At 49.9% G+C, this 18,105-nt stretch carries 14 protein-coding genes; 7 read left to right on the top strand and 7 right to left on the bottom strand.

The genetic code is table 11. From position 1 onward, the window contains the following. Positions 1 to 110: 110 nt before the first annotated feature. From K2G41_RS07110 to K2G41_RS07125, 4 genes are all read right to left on the bottom strand, one after another. Entirely contained in the window at positions 111 to 413 is a 303-nt protein-coding gene (locus tag K2G41_RS07110; RefSeq protein ID WP_300116786.1) for a thioredoxin family protein, read from the bottom strand. Between the two features lie 159 nt (positions 414 to 572). After that, positions 573 to 1,832, bottom strand: coding sequence for a CinA family nicotinamide mononucleotide deamidase-related protein (locus K2G41_RS07115; protein ID WP_300116788.1), 1,260 nt, complete (start codon positions 1,830 to 1,832; stop codon positions 573 to 575). A gap of 47 nt (positions 1,833 to 1,879) precedes the next feature. Continuing rightward, entirely contained in the window at positions 1,880 to 2,896 is a 1,017-nt protein-coding gene (gene tsaD, locus K2G41_RS07120; RefSeq protein WP_300116790.1) for a tRNA (adenosine(37)-N6)-threonylcarbamoyltransferase complex transferase subunit TsaD, read from the bottom strand. Positions 2,897 to 3,967: 1,071 nt separating this feature from the next. Further along, entirely contained in the window at positions 3,968 to 5,185 is a 1,218-nt protein-coding gene (locus tag K2G41_RS07125) for an OmpA family protein (protein WP_300116792.1), read from the bottom strand. 833 nt (positions 5,186 to 6,018) lie between these two features. On the opposite strand from K2G41_RS07125, the gene K2G41_RS07130 reads away from it, so the two are divergent. From K2G41_RS07130 to K2G41_RS07160, 7 genes are all read left to right on the top strand, one after another. Next, entirely contained in the window at positions 6,019 to 6,252 is a 234-nt protein-coding gene (locus tag K2G41_RS07130; RefSeq protein ID WP_300116794.1) for an XRE family transcriptional regulator, read from the top strand. A gap of 797 nt (positions 6,253 to 7,049) precedes the next feature. Beyond that, positions 7,050 to 10,172: a hypothetical protein gene (locus K2G41_RS07135; protein WP_300116796.1), complete on the top strand. Its 3,123-nt coding sequence runs from the start codon at positions 7,050 to 7,052 to the stop codon at positions 10,170 to 10,172. A 583-nt stretch (positions 10,173 to 10,755) separates the two neighbouring features. Next, positions 10,756 to 11,370, top strand: coding sequence for a CvpA family protein (locus K2G41_RS07140; RefSeq protein WP_300116798.1), 615 nt, complete (start codon positions 10,756 to 10,758; stop codon positions 11,368 to 11,370). Positions 11,371 to 11,378: 8 nt separating this feature from the next. After that, on the top strand, positions 11,379 to 12,848 hold the full coding sequence (sufB, locus tag K2G41_RS07145) for a Fe-S cluster assembly protein SufB (protein WP_300116800.1): 1,470 nt from the start codon (positions 11,379 to 11,381) through the stop codon (positions 12,846 to 12,848). Further along, positions 12,848 to 13,552: an SAM-dependent methyltransferase gene (locus K2G41_RS07150; RefSeq protein WP_300116897.1), complete on the top strand. Its 705-nt coding sequence runs from the start codon at positions 12,848 to 12,850 to the stop codon at positions 13,550 to 13,552. Before sufB ends, K2G41_RS07150 begins: the two co-directional genes overlap by 1 nt. A gap of 6 nt (positions 13,553 to 13,558) precedes the next feature. Further along, entirely contained in the window at positions 13,559 to 14,608 is a 1,050-nt protein-coding gene (locus K2G41_RS07155; protein ID WP_300116801.1) for an MBL fold metallo-hydrolase, read from the top strand. A gap of 51 nt (positions 14,609 to 14,659) precedes the next feature. Further along, on the top strand, positions 14,660 to 15,301 hold the full coding sequence (locus K2G41_RS07160; RefSeq protein ID WP_300116803.1) for a hypothetical protein: 642 nt from the start codon (positions 14,660 to 14,662) through the stop codon (positions 15,299 to 15,301). 181 nt (positions 15,302 to 15,482) lie between these two features. Here K2G41_RS07160 and K2G41_RS12400 read toward each other — a convergent pair whose 3' ends face one another. From K2G41_RS12400 to rpe, 3 genes are all read right to left on the bottom strand, one after another. Beyond that, positions 15,483 to 16,049 carry a transposase gene (locus K2G41_RS12400; RefSeq protein WP_366145407.1) on the bottom strand — a complete coding sequence of 189 codons (567 nt, stop codon included), beginning with the start codon at positions 16,047 to 16,049 and terminating at the stop codon, positions 15,483 to 15,485. 128 nt (positions 16,050 to 16,177) lie between these two features. Beyond that, entirely contained in the window at positions 16,178 to 17,410 is a 1,233-nt protein-coding gene (locus K2G41_RS07165) for an S-adenosylmethionine:tRNA ribosyltransferase-isomerase (RefSeq protein WP_300116898.1), read from the bottom strand. Then, positions 17,410 to 18,063 (bottom strand): ribulose-phosphate 3-epimerase, encoded by a 654-nt coding sequence (gene rpe / locus K2G41_RS07170; RefSeq protein ID WP_300116899.1) that lies wholly within the window; start codon positions 18,061 to 18,063, stop codon positions 17,410 to 17,412. Before rpe ends, K2G41_RS07165 begins: the two co-directional genes overlap by 1 nt. Positions 18,064 to 18,105 lie beyond the last annotated feature (42 nt).

The following is an 18,105-nucleotide window of genomic DNA, read 5'->3' on the forward strand; positions in this document are numbered from 1 at the left end:
ACGTTGATTCTGTCCTAAAAGGCGTGGGAGTGGCTGAGTTTCGTTGAAGGTGAAATCTGCCACTCCCGCGTCAGGGATTCAGGATATTGGATTAGTTTTAGAATATAGGATCAATACTTATCCTTGAATGAATCGACCTTCGTAAGGAGGACTTCACCGTCGATTTCACCGCTGTGACGCCACTGTTCCACACCGTCATCATAGATGATGAATGTAGGGATGGATCTTACACCGGCCTCATCGGCGGCTGCGGTTTCCTTATCGATGTCATATTGGAATACAGGTACTTTTCCGTCAAGCAGTTCCTTGACTTGTGCTACGACCGGCATCATGCGCTGGCAGTGAGGACACCATGAGGCGTAGAACTCCACGAGGACTACGCGTGAACTTTTGATTGCTTCGTTGAAAGTCATGAGTATAGTGTTTTAGATAGTCAGAGATTAAAATTTCTGTATCTAAAACACCTGAATCCCCTTTCGGGTTGAACGTTTTAAGAACGATTAACGTATTACTGACCGTGTGACGGAATCTGTGTTTGACTCCATCTCCGGTCAGACGTTATGAATCAACCGTCAGACGTTGCGTAGAAGTTTTATGGCCTTGATCAGCGCGCGTGTCGTGGCCGACTCGATGACGCGTGAGCGAGTTCCCGCGAAGCGGTATGTCTCGGCCTCGCATAAGACCATGCCCTCTTCTGTCCGCATGGCTGCGGCAATGCAGACTGTCCCCACGGGTTTCTCCTCTGTTCCTCCACCGGGCCCTGCGATTCCGCTTGTGGCCACGGCCACCCGTGCACCTGTCACGCGCAGCACACCCTCGGCCATCTCGCGTACCACCGGGAGGCTCACCGCGCCGTTCGCAGCGAGAGTTTCCGGGTTTACTCCGAGCACACCTGTCTTCACGTCATTGCTGTAGCTGACCACCGAGCCGACAAACACTTCAGACGATCCGGGGATGAGGGTCAGTTCGTGAGCGATATTTCCTCCGGTGCAGCTTTCGGCCGAAGCGAGGGTGAGACCACGCCGGCCGCATTCCTTGAGCAGAATCTGTGCCGGTGTCAGATCCTCGGTGGCTATCACGGCATCGCCAAGCATCAGGTTGAGTTCGGTAGCCGCACGCCTGACCTCCGAAGTGATGAAGTCCTTGTCGAGATGCGAGCCATCGATGCGCAGACGTATCAGTCCCGGTTTAGGCAGATAGGCGAGATGCAGATGCGGGGGGAGGGCTTCCTCCCATTCGGCAATGTACTCCGCAAGTCCACTTTCGGTATAGTCCGTGACCATGAGCACGGCATGTTCGATATCCACGTCGGTGTGGAATTTCTCACGAAGTTGCGGGAACACTTCACTCTGAAACATCTCACGGGTTTCAAAAGGGACTCCGGGCATGGCGACAAGCACCTTCCCGTCGCGTTCGAACCACATTATGGGTGCCGTCCCGACACGATTCTGAATCACGCGGCACGACGAGGGTACTATGGCCTGCGCAGCCGTCAGGTCGTTGAGCTTGAAACCCTTTGAGCTTACCACGTTCTTGACATTGGCAAGCACTTCGGGATCTTCTATGAGTTCACCTCCGAAATAGTCACGCAGGACGGTCTTGGTGATGTCGTCTTTGGTCGGGCCGAGGCCGCCGGTAGTTATAACGACATCGCTCAGTTCAAACGCACGGTCAATAGCGCGGCGTATCTCGTGGGCCTCGTCGCCTACGGCCTGTACGTCGTTTACTTCCCAGCCGTAGGGTGCTATGTGGCGGGCTATTTCTCCGGAGTTAGTGTCGGTCACCTGACCGAGCAGCAGTTCATCACCGATGACTATTATTGAGAGTTGCATTGCTCTATACTAAAAATCTCTATCTAATCTATAAACTAAAATAGACACTACACTTGCACGCGGGCGTAAGGGACGGCATCGTAACGGCAGAAATCGCGGTCGAGATACTTGTAATAAGCGGCGATTGCTACCATTGCTGCATTGTCGGTGGTGAATACCCGTGGGGGAATGAAAGCTGTCAGTCCACGTCGGCTGCAATATCCGGCTACGGCGTCGCGCACTCCGGAGTTGGCCGATACGCCACCACCGATCGCCACCGTTTTCACACCTGTCTGCTTCACTGCCTTGTCAAGCTTGTCCATGAGGATATCGATGATGGTCTTTTGCAGCGATGCGGCGAGGTCAGCTTGATTTTTACTGATGAAATCAGGATCTTTTTTGAGCTCGTCACGCAGGGTGTAGAGAAACGACGTTTTCAGTCCGCTGAAACTGTAGTCCAGTCCCGGAATATGCGGACGTGCGAATTTGAAGCGCGTAGCGTCTCCCTCGGCTGCAAGGCGGTCTATGTGAGGGCCGCCGGGATAGGGGAGACCCATTACTTTCGCACACTTGTCGAATGCCTCACCGGCAGCGTCGTCAATGGTCTGGCCGAGGATCTCCATGTCGTTGTAGTTCCTGACGAGGATGATCTGACTGTTTCCGCCGGATACGAGTAGGCATATATACGGATATTCGGGCACGGGGTCATTCTCCTCTCGACGGATGAAGTGTGAGAGCACATGCCCGTGGAGGTGGTTGACATCCACAATGGGTATGCGGAGGCCGAGCGACATGCCTTTGGCGAAACTTGTCCCGACGAGGAGCGATCCGAGCAGACCCGGTCCGCGCGTGAAACCGATGGCCGTCAGTTCGTCCTTACGGACGCCGGCACGTTTCAGGGCTGTATCGACAACCGGGACTATGTTTTGCTGATGGGCGCGCGAGGCAAGTTCCGGCACCACGCCGCCAAATTCTGCATGTACTTCCTGCGAAGCTATCACGTTGCTCAGCAGCACACCGTCACGGATCACAGCCGCCGAGGTGTCGTCGCATGACGACTCGATGCCTAATATGATTATACTCATAAGTGTTGATTGCTCTATTTTACCGCAAAATTAGCAAATTCCCATGAAAACACCCTCACGGGAGGCAAGGAATAATTATATGGTAAATGAAAGGGATAGGTGGGGGTAATGAAAGTAGTCCCGAAAACCACGAAGCAGACCGCAACGTTAACCCCGTCAGCTAAACCGCCGTGATGCATCAGCATTTTTCCCCAGTTAAATCGTGATGATGCAACCGTCATCCTGTCATCTAAACCGCATGATGCATCAGCATTTTTCATCAATTAAATTGTGGTGATGCAATAGTCGTTCCCATGATGCAACAGCATTTTTCCCCAGTTAAATTGTGGTGATGCAATAGCCGTCCCCGTCAGCTAAACCGCGAAGCGGTGATGCTCTCATAGCCCCACCACGACTGAGCGAGCAGGGACAGTAAAAAATTGACCGTAGGGAAATTTTGTCTTTCCCTGCGATGCGAGGGAGGCGTGGGGTAACGTTTGATTTAGCGATCAAGGGCATCGAAGATGTCCGTCAAGGGCATAGGTATCAATAGCAAATGATTATTTTGCAGGTGAGAAATGATTTTTAAACCTTTGACGGACGTCTTCGACGCCCATATTATATTCCTGTTATTTTACCCCGCACCTCCCTCGCTTCGGCAAGCCCAAAAATTTCCCTACGGTCAATTTTTGGTTTGCCTCTGCTCGGTCGTGGCGGGGCTATGAGAGCATCACCGCTTCGCGGTTTAGCTGACGGGGACGTCGATTGCCTCATGGCTTTATGGTTTAGCTGATGGGGGTATTCTTCACTTCTATTGGGCGTTCTTCTCGTTTCAATATATTACATCAATATATTAAATATCACATCACTATAATATATTAAATATTGCATCATATATTACACGTTATTACGTCACTATATTACACGTTATTACACATTTAGACAAAATGAAAGCGGCCCGGAGGATAGCTCCGGGTCGCAAGCGTCAATTATTGTTTTGAACAGAAAAAACTCTGATTTTTGTTCGTTTGATATTCTTATTTCTCGAACCGGAATCCATGTTCCGGTTGTCGATGTCTGTCCGTGGAATCTTTATTCAGGGATTGCGAAGATCACGATGCGGTTCCAGTCGTTGGTATCGTAGATCTGAGTGTTGCTGCCTGCAGCTTCGAGGACGAGACGGTTGGGGTTGATACCGTAGTCACCGGTGAGGATGTCGGCCACGGCCTGAGCGCGACGCTCTGAAAGCTTCATATTGTAGGCAGATGTACCGGTATTCTTGTCAGCATAACCGCGAACCACAATAGTTGCATCGGGATTAGCCTTCATGTATTCGGCCATGTTGTAGATGTTGACCATTTCCTCTGAGCTTACATAAGCTGAGTTGATCTTGAAGCGAACGGTAGGAAGGACTGCGGTTGTAGTAGATTCGATGACGGTCTCCGACACTTCGGGACACGGGAGCTGAGCCTCGGCTGCTGCGAGAGCTGCGGTAGTGGTAGCGAGTGCGCCACGGAGTTCGTTGATCTGTGCATTCGCGTTGTTGAGATAATCTACGTAGTCACAGGGATTGTAGCTCTTGAACTTAGATCCGGTGAAGTGGATAGTAAGACCACCGATTGCCGAAAGGTCGATATCGACGGGACGGCCGTAAGCCTCGTTGTTGAAGTTGTCGCCGTAGAACTGTGCACGGCCTTCTGCGAAGAGGTCAACATATTCGCTGAGACGGAAACGGAGCTGCAGACCGGCCGATACGGGGAGAAGCCACTGGTTTGACTTTGTGCCCTTGCCGTCGCGGTCAGAGATGTTGCCGAGAGCGGGTTTGTAGTCATAGACGAAAGAACCGCCGAGACCGACGTAAGGCACGATCGAGAATACGCGTCCGGGATTGTAGCCTCCGATGGAGTTGAACATATCCCACATGAAATCAACGTTGAGGTTGGCTACGCGTGCCTTGGCGGTCACACCCTGATTCCAGTGCATCGCTCCGTAGTAACCTGAGAAGCGGAATCCGAGATAGGGGGAGATCCAGCGGCCTACGCCAAGATTATAGATTGCCGTGATGCGGCGGTCATCTGTGCTCTTTGTCGCTGAATTTTCAACGAAAGGCGAGCGGATACCTGCGCCGAGCTGGATGAACCAGTTATTTTTCCAAGAACCGGGTGTATAGTAATTCTTGCAATCAACTTCCTGAACAAGAACGGGAGTTTCCTCAACCACGACACCGGTGACAGTTTCTTGTGCGTTTGCTGTATTTGCGCTCCAGAGCATACCGCCCATAGCTGCTGCGATTAACAAATTTTTTTTCATTTCTCTCACAAATTAAAGATGAAACAAGTTTTTTAGTAGAAAAATTTTTTAAGTGTGTGTTTTTTATTTAAACCCAAGCGTGTGTCTTTCACTCTGGATTTTGATTTAATAACATTGCTACAGTTTTGTTTGTTCAATCGGGGCGAAAAACAGTGAGTTTTTAACGTTTATGTTAAATTTAAGAATTTAATGTTAATCGGAGTGATGATGCTTACAGGCTCAAAATACTCCTTATAAATATATGTGTTACCCACGGAAACCCGTTGTGGTGCGTCGTGAGCACCCTGACGCGGGTGGGATAAATTTGGATGGGGCGTATGAAGTTTCGCGGATAATGTCTAAATTTGCACTCCGGAATCTGCCGGGTTTGCCACAGTAGAGCGCGTTCCTGCGGGCTATCTGTGCCGAATTAACAACATCCGCAGCGGCGGGAGCGCAGATTTCCGGTTTAATTATGTTCGACGACGTTTAACAGCGTTTCATTCTGTTCATCCAAAAGCTTCGCAAACTTTTTAAGTACAACAGGTGAGACTTCCGTTTAGACGTCCACGGTGATGTGTATTCACTATCGCCGTGGTTTGGCGTATATGTCCATCCCCCACAATGTATTAGTGGGGAGGGATGTATGTCGGGCCGCGGCGTGGGTGGTATATATCTCCACGTGGGCTGCGGATGTCTCTGCTTCTTGTACGTGGGTATTGCGAAGGCCTTGGATGAGGAAGCAGAGGAAAAATTCGGCATCCCACGTTTTCGTACATAAGTAAGATTGACTCCAGTTTTTTTCTCACCCTCAGGCTTCGGGATGCGGCCGGTAATTCATTTCTTCTCCGATTATGGAACCCATCGGCACAATCATCCGTGACGAGCTCATGCGTCAGGAGCGCACGATTTCATGGTTTGCCCGCAAACTGAGCTGTGACCGTTCCAACGTCTATCGTCTGTTCCAGAAACATTCCATAGACACTGCACTGCTCATGCGCATATCCGTGATCCTCAACCGCGACTTTTTCGCCGAACTCAGCGGTAATCTGCCTCTCAACAACAAGGAAGAGCGCGCAGCCGAGTAAGGCCGGGTTTTAAATTGCTCTGCCTGCGCGGAGGGACGACTGCGAAGGATGGTGTGAGAAATCCGCAACGCTTATATGTCGCTTTTGCGACATTGTTTGCAGGACTGTTAGATTGATTTTTTATACTTTTGTGAAGAAAATTCTGCGTTTCTTTCATTTCCCTCTCTCTTGGTAAATTTGGTAATCTCAAATAGAAATCATAACACTTTAGTGAAAACCATACAAGCATAAAGTACAATGTTATATCCCAAGCAACGTAACGCTTACACATAAGGTCTCAAAGCTTAACGTTTGTAATTTCAATAGTCAATTAAGAAAGGTTGTATCCCATTAAAGCCAACAACCGCTCATCCTGCATGCCGTCGTTGAGATACCGTGCAGGATATTTTTTTTCTCCTCGTCATTGTCTGTTGAGTGCGCGTCAATGGTTGATATGTATATATATTATAATAGGTGTGGGTGATGGATGTGCGCCTTGCTTAGGGTCAGCGGCAGCGGCGTGACTGCCGGATGTGTAATGTTTGCAACACAAGTGTGTCATACGTGCAATATGCTGATTGATAATGCTATAAATATTTGCTCTACCTTTGTGTAAAATTTCTGATAATATAAAACCGCATTGTCAAACCATTTCAAAAACCTATAATAAATCTCTTGACCCTACGCGGATCGGAGTTGAGTCAGCTTGTGGCTCACCGTCCTGCGTGTCAGTCGAAAATCTCTCTAATAATCAATCAAATATAAGTAAATTATTTTTTTTAAACACAGTTTAAAGTTATAACTTAAATTTTTAATCTATGAACAAAAAATTCATCAACGGGTTACTCTGTGCTTCGCTCATTGCGAGCTCAGCAGGAACTTTCACCTCCTGTACCGACTACGACGATGATATCAACAGTCTGCAAAATCAGATTGACGATATCAACGGCAAGCTCGGTGAACTGACGGAGAAAATCAAGAGCGGCCTTCTCGTGAAGAATGTCGTTTCTAATGCTGATGGAGGTATTGCCATTACTCTTAGCGATGGCGCTACTTACAACATTGGTGCAAAAGGCGAGCCGGGCAACTCATGGACCATCGGTTCTGACGGTTACTGGTACGAGAACGGAAAGAAAACCGACTACATCGCTATAGGCCAGAAGGGCGATCAGGGTGAGCAAGGCCCCCAGGGCGAAAAGGGTGAAACCGGTGCTCAGGGTCCCCAAGGTGAAAAGGGAGAACAGGGCGAAAAGGGTGAAACCGGTGCTCAGGGTCCCCAAGGTGAAAAGGGAGAACAGGGCGAAAAGGGTGAAACCGGTGCTCAGGGTCCTCAAGGTGAAAAGGGTGAGACTGGCGCAACTGGAGCTACAGGTGCAACCGGTGCTCAAGGTCCTCAGGGCGAACAAGGTGTTGCAGGTAAGAACGGTGCATACTATGTGCCTAATACCACTGACAACTACGGTAACTTCGACATCTATCAGGATGGCGAGCTCGTTGAGCATACCAATATCAGCTGGGTTCCCTCAAGCCTTCAGGGCATAATGCCTCTCACTGCATTCTATGACGGCAATACCCTCAAGCTTGCAAACGTACAGACTGGTACTGATGAGCAGGGCAACCCCGTTTATGGTGCTATTGATATCGTGATCGGTAACATGGTTGGATCACTCAACTTCATTCCTTCAGTGATGAGCTCAGTTGTGTCGTATCCCACTACCGATTCTGAGTTCTTCCACATTACCAATTACATCTCGGAGTCTAAATTCAATAGCAGCACTTTCAAGTTCGCTACTCAGACCAACCTCAACAAGTCAAATACTGTTGACTTCGAGTATCGCGTCAATCCTTCAGGAGCATTCGTTTATGAATATGCACAGGCTGAGTTCCTTAACCGCAGCGTGACTTCGCGTGCAGCTGATGATTCGAAGAATCTTCTCAACGTGGTCACTACTCCCGTGATCAGCGAAGGCGGAAAGACTGAAAACAAGTACTTCACCAACAACAATGGTGAACTTACTGTCAGAGCTACCCTTAACGGAAGCCGTCTTTCAAGCAATAAGGCTGACATCGTTGCATTCCAGCTCAAGAATGGTCAGACCAACTGGACTACTTCTGATTATGTAGCCATTAGTTCTACAAAGATCAACGCTACCCTTGTTGACAGCGTAGCAACCAAGACTGCTAAGAAAGCTGTTGAATTCTACAATCGTGATCAGGCCATCACTTCTTCACATCCTGAAAATGATGCATTCATCAAGCAGTTTGTGACTCTTGCTGATGCTGCTAACGTTACGATGTTATATGACGGAACTCTTGATCTCAAGAAGCTTCCCGGTCTCTACTCAACAGAGAAGGCTACCTTCATCAAGGATCTTGGCTTCACCGGTATGAGCTACAAGTTCTCTCTTCCGGCAACTTATCAGTCAAATGATGCTCAGAAGACTAATCAGCAGTGGTTCGTAACTCTTAGCAACGACGGCGTCCTTTCTGCAAATAAGACAAATCTTACTGATGGTCTTACTCCCGCAGTCGGTCGTACACCTGTTGTCCGTGTTGACGCATATCTTACCGATAATGCCGGTGCTTCTTATATGGTAGCCTCCGCTTATATCAAGGTTAGCATTGTCGCAGAAGAGCCAAGCACAGAAGAAAAGGATAATGTTAATGTTGTTCTTGCTGATAAGGAAGTGAACTATGCAAACCTTACTGGTAACATGACGGAAACTGGTAAGCTTGGATGGCAGGAGATCAACAACCAGATTTATGGTGCTAATGGCCTTACTTCTACTTCATTCTGGAACTGGTATAGCCGTTACTACGATATTAAGGTTACCTCTACTGATGACAAGGATAAGCCAGTAACTGTCTTTGAGCAGACAAGAATTGCTTATAACGATACTTACACTCGTAAGGCGGATGGTATAAACTTTAACGTAGTCCTTGGCTCAGGCGATACGCAGACAGCACTTGTACAGTTTGGTGTATATAATGCAATCCTCACTCAGCAGTCAGAATCACGTAAGGATGTCGGTAACAAGGGTGCTGAATACGTTATCACTCTGACTATCCCGTCAACTGATAAGACTAAGTATGGTGACGTTGTTGTAAGCCAGAAGGTTTATGTGAAGGAAACTTGCTCAGAATTCAAGTTCAATCCTAACTACTACAATGATGCACTCTCGGCAGTCGTAACCAAGGGTAAGATCGTTAACGGTGCTTGGGTACTTGAGATGAATGTTTCTGAGGTATTCGAGATGATCAATGGCCAGAACGTATTCTCTTACTATAATCAGGTGAATAAGAATGCCACTAATATTGAGTTCTCACTCGTTACTAAGCCTGCACAGACCGGTGTAGCTTACGATGCCAATACCGGTGCTCTTGCTCTCAACGCTCCTCTGACCACTACGTCGAAGACTGCTCACATGCAGTATGTGATCACTCTCGTCAACGGTGAGAAGTGTGCTCCCCAGCTGTTTGATGTGATCTTCAATAACCCGTTTGCTGCCGGCAATGGCAAGGCTATTTCTCTGAAGGGTAATGCACGCACAGTGCAGACTGCACAGGCTGCTCCTTCAGTCCTCGTGACAGAGAACGGAAATAACAACGCCATCTATAGCTGGGATGCCAAGACAAATGCTCTCATTGTCTCTGCCCTCGCTAAGAGCGGTTACAAGCTCACTGATGCTGACGTGTCTGTAACTTACGCATTCGATACTGCAAATGCTGAGTACAAGGCCTTCACCAGCCAGCTCGACAAGCTCAATCAGGATGGTGGATCTACCTTCAAGATCGATTCTAACACTGGTGTGATCACTTGGGAGAACCTCGGTTCTGACCTCGTTAAGTCATTCACCTTCCCGGTTAAGGCTACCGTTACAATCGGTACTCTTTCTAAGGTAACTTGCACATTTGATTTCACTATCAATACTGATAAATAATCAAATTTGAGCCTATAATCCAACTGAAGCCGGAGCGCAAGCCCCGGCTTCTTTTTGTTGTATATGGACAATATATGGCGGTTTGTAGGGACGCGGCGTGCCGCGTATGCCGAATGAATTTGCGGGACCACCCGTGCCGGGATGAATTTGTAGGGACGCGGCGTGCCGCGTATGCCGGATGAAATAGGGTTATCCAATGAATTTGAGTTAATGCATTTGTCAAACGGTGGGGACAATGTATTTGCCAAATGTTGGGGTTTATGTATCAGCTTAATGGCGAGGCTAACACTATTTCATTTGGCATACGCGGCACGCCGCGTCCCTACAAATCCATCCCGTACGCAATATCCCTGCAAATCCATCCCGTACTCAATATCCCTACAAATTCATCCCTACGCCCTATCCCCGCAAATTCATCCCGGCGCGCCGCGTCCGTACTGCAATGCGAAAGTTAATTTATGGATGTTTTTCAACAGAGTTAGGGAATAATTTGTTAAATTTGCATCGAATATCCTTTTTCCTACGGAGGGGTCGGCGGTAGGATTGATCCCGTCGTGGCGTCAAAGGCATTATACTGACAATCATGGCAGCTATCGACATTGTTTTACTCCTGATATTCATCCTTGCAGCGTGGTTCGGATTCCGCAAGGGATTCATCGTGCAGCTCGGATCGGTTGCGGCTATAGTGGTGGCGATCATCGCGTGCCGTATGTTAGGAGGGACGGTTGCCGAGCTGCTGCTCGACAGTAATCCCGACTGGCAGACGGGCTCATGGCTGTCGCGCTACGGTGTCTCGATCATGGCCAACGCCGTGATCTATCTGGTGGCCTATTATGGCGTGATCATTATAGCGCGTCTGCTTCATAAGATGAGCCACGTGGTGCTCCTCGCTCCTGTCGATCATATAGCGGGCGCGGTCTTCTCGGCGGCCAAGTATGGTCTGGTGGTGAGCCTGCTGCTCAATCTCTGCATAGTCCTCTTCCCGAACTCGAAGTTCATAGCCGATTCGCGGCTTGCCGGCGGTAGGGCCGTCGGGTGGGTGATAGGGTTCGCACCAGCTGTCCTTGACACGCTCCATCCCTGTGACAAGGATGCGGATGGCGGGAAGGAACAGACTGATGAGGACTGCACTGCGCGGGCCACTATTTCAGAGGAAACATCCATCCTGTGCAATCTCCCTCTTTCATTTAAAGAATGAAGAAACAAATGGAAACAAAAGATAAGAATAATCCCAAGGACAGCGATCAGCTCATAAAGAACGCTACGTCCGACGAATACAAATACGGTTTCACCTCCGACATCGACACCGACATCATCCCCGTCGGTCTCAACGAGGAGGTGGTGAGACTCATATCGGCCAAAAAGGGTGAGCCGGAATGGCTTCTTGACTTCCGCCTGAAGGCTTTCCGCTACTGGGAGACTCTCAAGATGCCCGAATGGGCGCATCTCGACATTCCGCCCATCGACTATCAGGCCATCAGCTATTACGCCGAGCCGCGTGCCAAGAAAGGTCCGGAGAGCCTCGACGAGGTGGATCCGCAGCTCCTCGACACGTTCAACCGTCTCGGCATACCCCTGCAGGAGCAGAAGGCTCTCGCAGGTATGGCCGTGGATGCGGTGATGGACTCCGTCAGCGTCAAGACCACCCACCGCGAGAAGCTTGCCGAGAAGGGCATAATATTCTGCTCGATCTCAGAGGCCGTCAAGGATTATCCCGATCTCGTGAAGAAGTATCTCGGTTCTGTGGTGAGCTACCGCGACAATTTCTTTGCCGCGCTCAACTCGGCCGTGTTCTCCGACGGTTCGTTTGTCTATATCCCCAAGGGCGTGCGCTGCCCGATGGAGCTTTCGACCTATTTCCGCATCAATGCTTCGGGCACGGGTCAGTTCGAGCGCACGTTGATCGTGGCCGACGACGATGCCTACGTGAGCTATCTCGAAGGCTGCACCGCTCCGATGCGTGACGAGAATCAGCTCCATGCCGCCATTGTGGAGATTGTGGTCGAGGATAGGGCCGAGGTGAAATATTCCACCGTCCAGAACTGGTATGCCGGCGACGCTCAGGGTCGCGGCGGTATCTACAACTTCGTGACCAAGCGCGGTCTTTGCCGGGGTGATCACTCCAAGCTGTCGTGGACTCAGGTGGAGACCGGTTCGGCCATCACGTGGAAATATCCCTCGTGTGTGCTCAAGGGTGACTACTCACGTGGCGAGTTCTACTCCGTGGCCGTTACCAAGAACTACCAGCAGGCCGACACCGGCACGAAGATGATACATATAGGCAAGAATTCATCATCGACCATCGTCTCGAAGGGTATTTCCGCCGGTCACTCGCAGAATTCCTACCGCGGTCTTGTCAAGGTGGCCAAGGATGCTACCGGATGCAGAAACTACACTCAGTGTGACTCACTGCTGATGGGCGACAAGTGCGGGGCACATACCTTCCCGTATATCGATGTGCTCAACGACACCGCTATCGTCGAGCACGAGGCCACGACATCCAAGATCTCCGAGGATCAGCTGTTTTACTGCAATCAGCGCGGCATCCCCACTGAAGAGGCCATCGCGCTGATCGTCAACGGTTATGCCAAGGAGGTGATGAACAAGCTCCCGATGGAGTTTGCTGTCGAGGCCCAGAACCTGTTGCAGATAACTCTCGAAGGCTCTGTCGGATGATGAAAACCGCGCTCTACCTGATACCATCCACCATGAGCGATGCTCCGGTGACCGACGTGATCCCTGACGGAAATCTCGCGGTGATCCGTGGCATCAGGCACTTCGTGGTGGAGAACGTGAGGACCGTGCGCCGTTTCCTAAAACGCTGTGACCGGACGATCGACATTGATTCACTGACTTTCACCGTGCTTGACGAGCATACCCGTCAGGAAGATATTCCGGCCATGCTCGCACCTCTCGCCGAGGGACAGCCGGTGGGGGTGATCTCCGAGGCCGGCTGTCCGGCCATCGCCGATCCGGGTGCTGATCTTGTCGCTATCGCGCAGGAGAGGGGCTACGAGGTGGTGCCGCTCGTCGGTCCTTCGAGCATCATTCTCTCGCTCATGGGTTCGGGTTTCAACGGTCAGAGCTTCGCTTTCATCGGTTATCTCCCCCACGAGGCCAAGGCGCGCGCCACGCGTCTGCGTGAGCTCGAACAGCGTATAAGACGTGAGGGGCAGACACAGATTTTCATAGAGACCCCTTATCGCAACAACCGTCTGATAGCCGAACTTGCATCGACTCTCCCCGGTGGGCTGAAGCTCTGTGTCGCCTCGGACATTACTGGTCCTCAGCAGTCGATCGTGACCCTCCCGCTCTCAAAATGGGCACACCGTAAATATGATTACGACAAGATCCCTACCATATTTCTTCTAAATTACTGATCTCCATTGGCTAAATTCCGCAAAACATCCCCGCAGCGCATCCCCGGTCTCTTTGACGGTTTTGACGACTTCTCAGCAGAAGCCGGCAGTGACTTCCGTATAATTCCGGATGGAAAGATGGAGGAGATAGCCCGCCGGATGGCCAAGGAAAACCGCGAGGAGGATGTGATCGATGAGCTTCCGCCGATGAAAGTGGCCGATAAGGTGTTTTTCATGAGTTTCGGCAGTGGAAGTTCGGGCAATTGCTCGTATGTCGGTGACCGTGAGGGTGGATTCCTGATCGATGCCGGAGTTGAAGTAGCCAAGGTTGTCGATGGTCTGCGGCGTAATGGTGTGTCGATGGAGCGTGTGAAAGGTATTTGTCTCACGCATGACCACGGCGATCACATCAGGGATGTCTATGGACTGTTGCGCCGTTACCGTCATCTGCGTGTCTATTGCACTCCGAAGACTCTCAACGGTATTCTGCGCCGTCACAACGTGTCGCGCCGTATCAAGGATTACCATGCTCCGATCTATAAGGAATTTCCGTTCCGTATCGGTAATTTCGAGATCACGGCTTTTGATGTCATGCATGACGGTGCCGACAATGCCGGATATTTCATCACGCATGGCGACGTCCGCTTTGCGGTCGCGACAGATCTCGGTTGCATAAGCGAACGCGTGGATTACTATATGCGCCGTGCGACTCACATTGTCATCGAGGCCAATTATGATCTCCAGATGTTGCGTGAGGGCCGTTATCCGGAGTATCTGAAAGCACGTATCGAAGCTGCTAACGGACATCTGGATAATCGGGTGACGGCTCAATTTCTCGCCGATATCTACACTCCGCGCTTGCGCAACGTGTTCCTCTGTCACCTCTCTCATGACAATAACACGCCTCAGAAAGCTCTCGGTGAGGTGGCAACGGCTCTTGCCGGTATCGGTGTCACCCGTATCGGCAACGGTTTCGATTCGATGAATGAACCCGGAATGCCCCCTTCGCAGCTCCATCTGGTGGCTCTTCCGCGTTACGATGCATCGCTGCTCTATCCGCTTGATCCCTTGACGTAGTTTTCGGGCGAATCAGCCTTTTTCGTTTTACCTATTACTTTTTTTACCGCTATGATCACACCATCCCGCTTCTATGAATCTCTTCCTGCCACGGCCCGTGAATTATTCCTTAAATGGGGCGATTTTCTGTGGAATGACGTGACGTTCAATATGCCCGACAGCAAACTCCATGCTATGGGTCATTGCGAACGGGTGCTGTTTCATGCGCTTGCCATGGGTGTGCTTGAAATCGGCCATGACGACATGGAGGCTTTGGAGATTCTGGCACATGCATCGGTGTTTCATGACACACGCCGTCAGGATGAATATCAGGACGTAGGTCACGGAGCGCGTGCGGCTGTCTATTATGAGGATTACTGTCGTCAGTCAGACGGGGCGGTGACGTTTCATCCTGAGGCTGCGTATCTGATGCGTTATCATGATCTTGACGATAATATCGGTCGTGAGGCCATTCGCAAGGGTTTTCCTGACAGCTACGGGCGTGTCGAGAAACTTTATGAGATTTTCAAGGATGCCGACGCGCTTGACCGCTGGCGTCTCGGCCGCTGGGGACTGGATGTGAAATATCTGCGGACCGACAGTGCCCGCAGCCTCGTTGACACCGCGCGTGATCTTGTCAACGCCACAATGGATCCCGCCGTCGTCGCATATTATGACCGCCTGATCGACGACATGATGCATAATAGACAATAATGATTACTTGTAGGGCCGCATTTTAATGCGGCTGCATCACGGAACAAATAAAATCATATCACGATACGAAATTATATCATGGAATGATTAAAACATTGTTATCGTAAATGACACGATCGCAGTCTAAATGTAAATTCCAATTAATGATGTATTTCAGTTGTGGTCGCATTGAAATGCGACCCTACAGGGATTTATTAAAACAATCAGTCTGCCAATTCTCAATATTATGATCAATGTAGTTCATGATATTTTCATAAGACTCTGATGACCTTATAATATGATCATGGTATCTTGATTGCCACCTGAATTTAAGTCCCTTTTTCCTGACTTCTCGCGTGACGCCTCCCTTGAATGCTCTTAGGACGATACTCAAACGTGATTGATAATGGAAAATCGGATTTTCGATTTCGTTGTGCATTGGCGGTTTTAGGCAGCCAAGCGTGTTAGATTGTACATGTGTTTCTGGAGAAAGGTAGATAATGGCGTGGATATGGTTCGGCATAACGACATAGTTCCATAACTCGATGAATGGAAAATGTGAACAAAGTTCCGATAATTGTTTTGTCGCTATCGTGCCGATAATAGATGGCCTGAATATACAGTCGGCAATAGAACCGAAATAATGGATATGGTTGTCGGTACAAATCGTTATGAAAAATACACCGGAGTTGTAATCATGCCAATTTGCTCTAATTCTTTTCCTTTTGGGAATAGGTACGTTATTCTCACTGGATTGCATAATTGTCATGATTGGTGATTAAAGTCTGATTTATTACGTGTAATTTGTATATTGGCTAAATGTATTAGTGTTGCGGTCGCATTGAAATGCGACCCTACAGGGCCAAAATTCTATATTGATAAAATGCGATTCGTGAATTACAAAAACAGGCATGCGTCACCGTAGGAGAGGAAGCGGAAACGGGGATCGGCAAGAGCGTAGTCATAGATGGTCCGCCAGTCGGGATTGGCCTGATTTGAGCTGAGGAAAGCTGATACGAGTAACAGGAGTGTGGATCGCGGCTGATGAAAATTAGTCACCATCCCTTTTACTATCCTGTATTTATAACCGGGAGCGATCATTAGGCGTGTCGAAGCGACAAACGTATCTTCACCGGTCGAGTCAAGATGTGAAAGTATGGCTTGCATCGCTTTATCCACACTTAGCTGTGGGTGTGACGGGTCGTAGGGATACCACTGCGGAAGAGTATCGGCGGGAAGTCCGTCGGCAAGCCGGCAACCGAGATGGTAGAGGCTTTCGAGAGTGCGGACTGAAGTTGTCCCGACGGCTATCACCCTGCGGTCACTCTGCGAAAGTTCTTCGATTAGGTTTCGGCTGACAGCTATGAATTCGCTGTGCATATCATGTTCGCCGATCACATCGGATTTCACCGGTTGAAAAGTTCCTGCGCCGACGTGGAGCGTGAGTTCACGACGAGGAATGCCACGCTTGTCTATGTCGGCAAGCACTTCAGGCGTGAAGTGAAGTCCGGCGGTCGGGGCAGCCACCGATCCGTCGATATGAGAAAAGACGGTCTGATAGTCTTTGGAGTCACTTTCCTCCGTATTACGGTTGAGGTAGGGCGGAATCGGGATCTCTCCGACGGCTGAAATAATGCGTGAGAACGTGACTGCAGTGTTGTCCCACGAAAACTCAACCACCGAGGTATTGCCCTCACGGGCGATACGGGTAGCTGTGAGTGTAAGATTCTCACCGTCGATATCGAGAGCCATGCGCAGAGGTTCGTCCTTCCAACGTTTGGAGTTACCTACAAAACAGGTCCATGAGCAGCGGGAATCCGAAGCGAAATTGCATGCATAGTCAGCCGGCACAACCGGTTCAAGACAGAAAATTTCAATCAGTGCGCCGTCGCAGTGTTCACCCTTACGGAAACGCAGACGCGCGTTGATGACACGCGTATTATTATAGACGAGCATGGAATCAGCCGGAAGCAGATCCGGCAGTTCACGGAAAATCCTTGTGCTTACTTCGCCATTTTCATTTTTGAAAAGGAGTAGGCAGCGGTCACGTTCGGCAAGCGGATGCTTGGCAATCCGTCCGTCAGGGAGAGGATAGTCAAACGCTTCTATCCTTATGTCGCGTATATCCATCATCCGAGGTCTATTAAATCTGAAATAGCTTTATGAGGATCAGCTGCACCGAAGACATAGCTTCCGGCAACAAGCACGTCTGCTCCGGCCTTGATCAGCTCCGGGGCGGTAGTGAGATTTACTCCGCCATCAATCTCGATCACTGTATCCGAACCGGCTTCAGCAATGAGTGCGCGCAGCTCACGCACCTTTCGGAGAGTATTGGAGATGAAGCTCTGTCCTCCGAAACCGGGATTGACGCTCATGAGCAGAACCATATCAAGCTCACTGATGATGTCGCGCAGCAGCATCACCGGAGTTGCCGGATTGAGGGTGACGGCCGGACGCATTCCCGCATCACGGATGGTGTGGATCGCACGGTCGAGATGCGTACAGGCTTCCCAGTGCACATTCATTATGCTTGCCCCTGCATCGCGCACACGGCTGACATAACGGCCCGGATCCATGACCATCATGTGGACATCAAGCGGTTTTTCGGCAACGTCGCGGATCGCTTTTATGACCGGGAATCCGATGGTGATATTGGGCACGAACATACCGTCCATAACATCAATATGGATCATTGATGCACGGCTCGTGTTGACCATTCTGACCGCGTCACCGAGACGGGTGAAGTCGGCTGAAAGAAGTGAAGGTGCTACTTGTATCATGATGGTATTAATGCCTGTTGTTGGTTTGGCTGACTTAAAATGGTC

Origin of the sequence: Duncaniella sp. (genome assembly GCF_029056165.1) — a bacterium.
Classification (GTDB): domain Bacteria; phylum Bacteroidota; class Bacteroidia; order Bacteroidales; family Muribaculaceae; genus Duncaniella.

Excerpts from the sequence above, each read along its gene's own strand:
- K2G41_RS07110 (WP_300116786.1), bottom strand. The coding sequence starts at position 413 with ATGACTTTCAACGAAGCAATCAAAAGTTCACGCGTAGTCCTCGTGGAG.
- K2G41_RS07115 (WP_300116788.1), bottom strand. The coding sequence starts at position 1,832 with ATGCAACTCTCAATAATAGTCATCGGTGATGAACTGCTGCTCGGTCAG.
- tsaD (WP_300116790.1), bottom strand. The coding sequence starts at position 2,896 with ATGAGTATAATCATATTAGGCATCGAGTCGTCATGCGACGACACCTCG.
- K2G41_RS07125 (WP_300116792.1), bottom strand. The coding sequence starts at position 5,185 with ATGAAAAAAAATTTGTTAATCGCAGCAGCTATGGGCGGTATGCTCTGG.
- K2G41_RS07130 (WP_300116794.1), top strand. The coding sequence starts at position 6,019 with ATGGAACCCATCGGCACAATCATCCGTGACGAGCTCATGCGTCAGGAG.
- K2G41_RS07135 (WP_300116796.1), top strand. The coding sequence starts at position 7,050 with ATGAACAAAAAATTCATCAACGGGTTACTCTGTGCTTCGCTCATTGCG.
- K2G41_RS07140 (WP_300116798.1), top strand. The coding sequence starts at position 10,756 with ATGGCAGCTATCGACATTGTTTTACTCCTGATATTCATCCTTGCAGCG.
- sufB (WP_300116800.1), top strand. The coding sequence starts at position 11,379 with ATGGAAACAAAAGATAAGAATAATCCCAAGGACAGCGATCAGCTCATA.
- K2G41_RS07150 (WP_300116897.1), top strand. The coding sequence starts at position 12,848 with ATGAAAACCGCGCTCTACCTGATACCATCCACCATGAGCGATGCTCCG.
- K2G41_RS07160 (WP_300116803.1), top strand. The coding sequence starts at position 14,660 with ATGATCACACCATCCCGCTTCTATGAATCTCTTCCTGCCACGGCCCGT.
- K2G41_RS12400 (WP_366145407.1), bottom strand. The coding sequence starts at position 16,049 with ATGACAATTATGCAATCCAGTGAGAATAACGTACCTATTCCCAAAAGG.
- K2G41_RS07165 (WP_300116898.1), bottom strand. The coding sequence starts at position 17,410 with ATGGATATACGCGACATAAGGATAGAAGCGTTTGACTATCCTCTCCCT.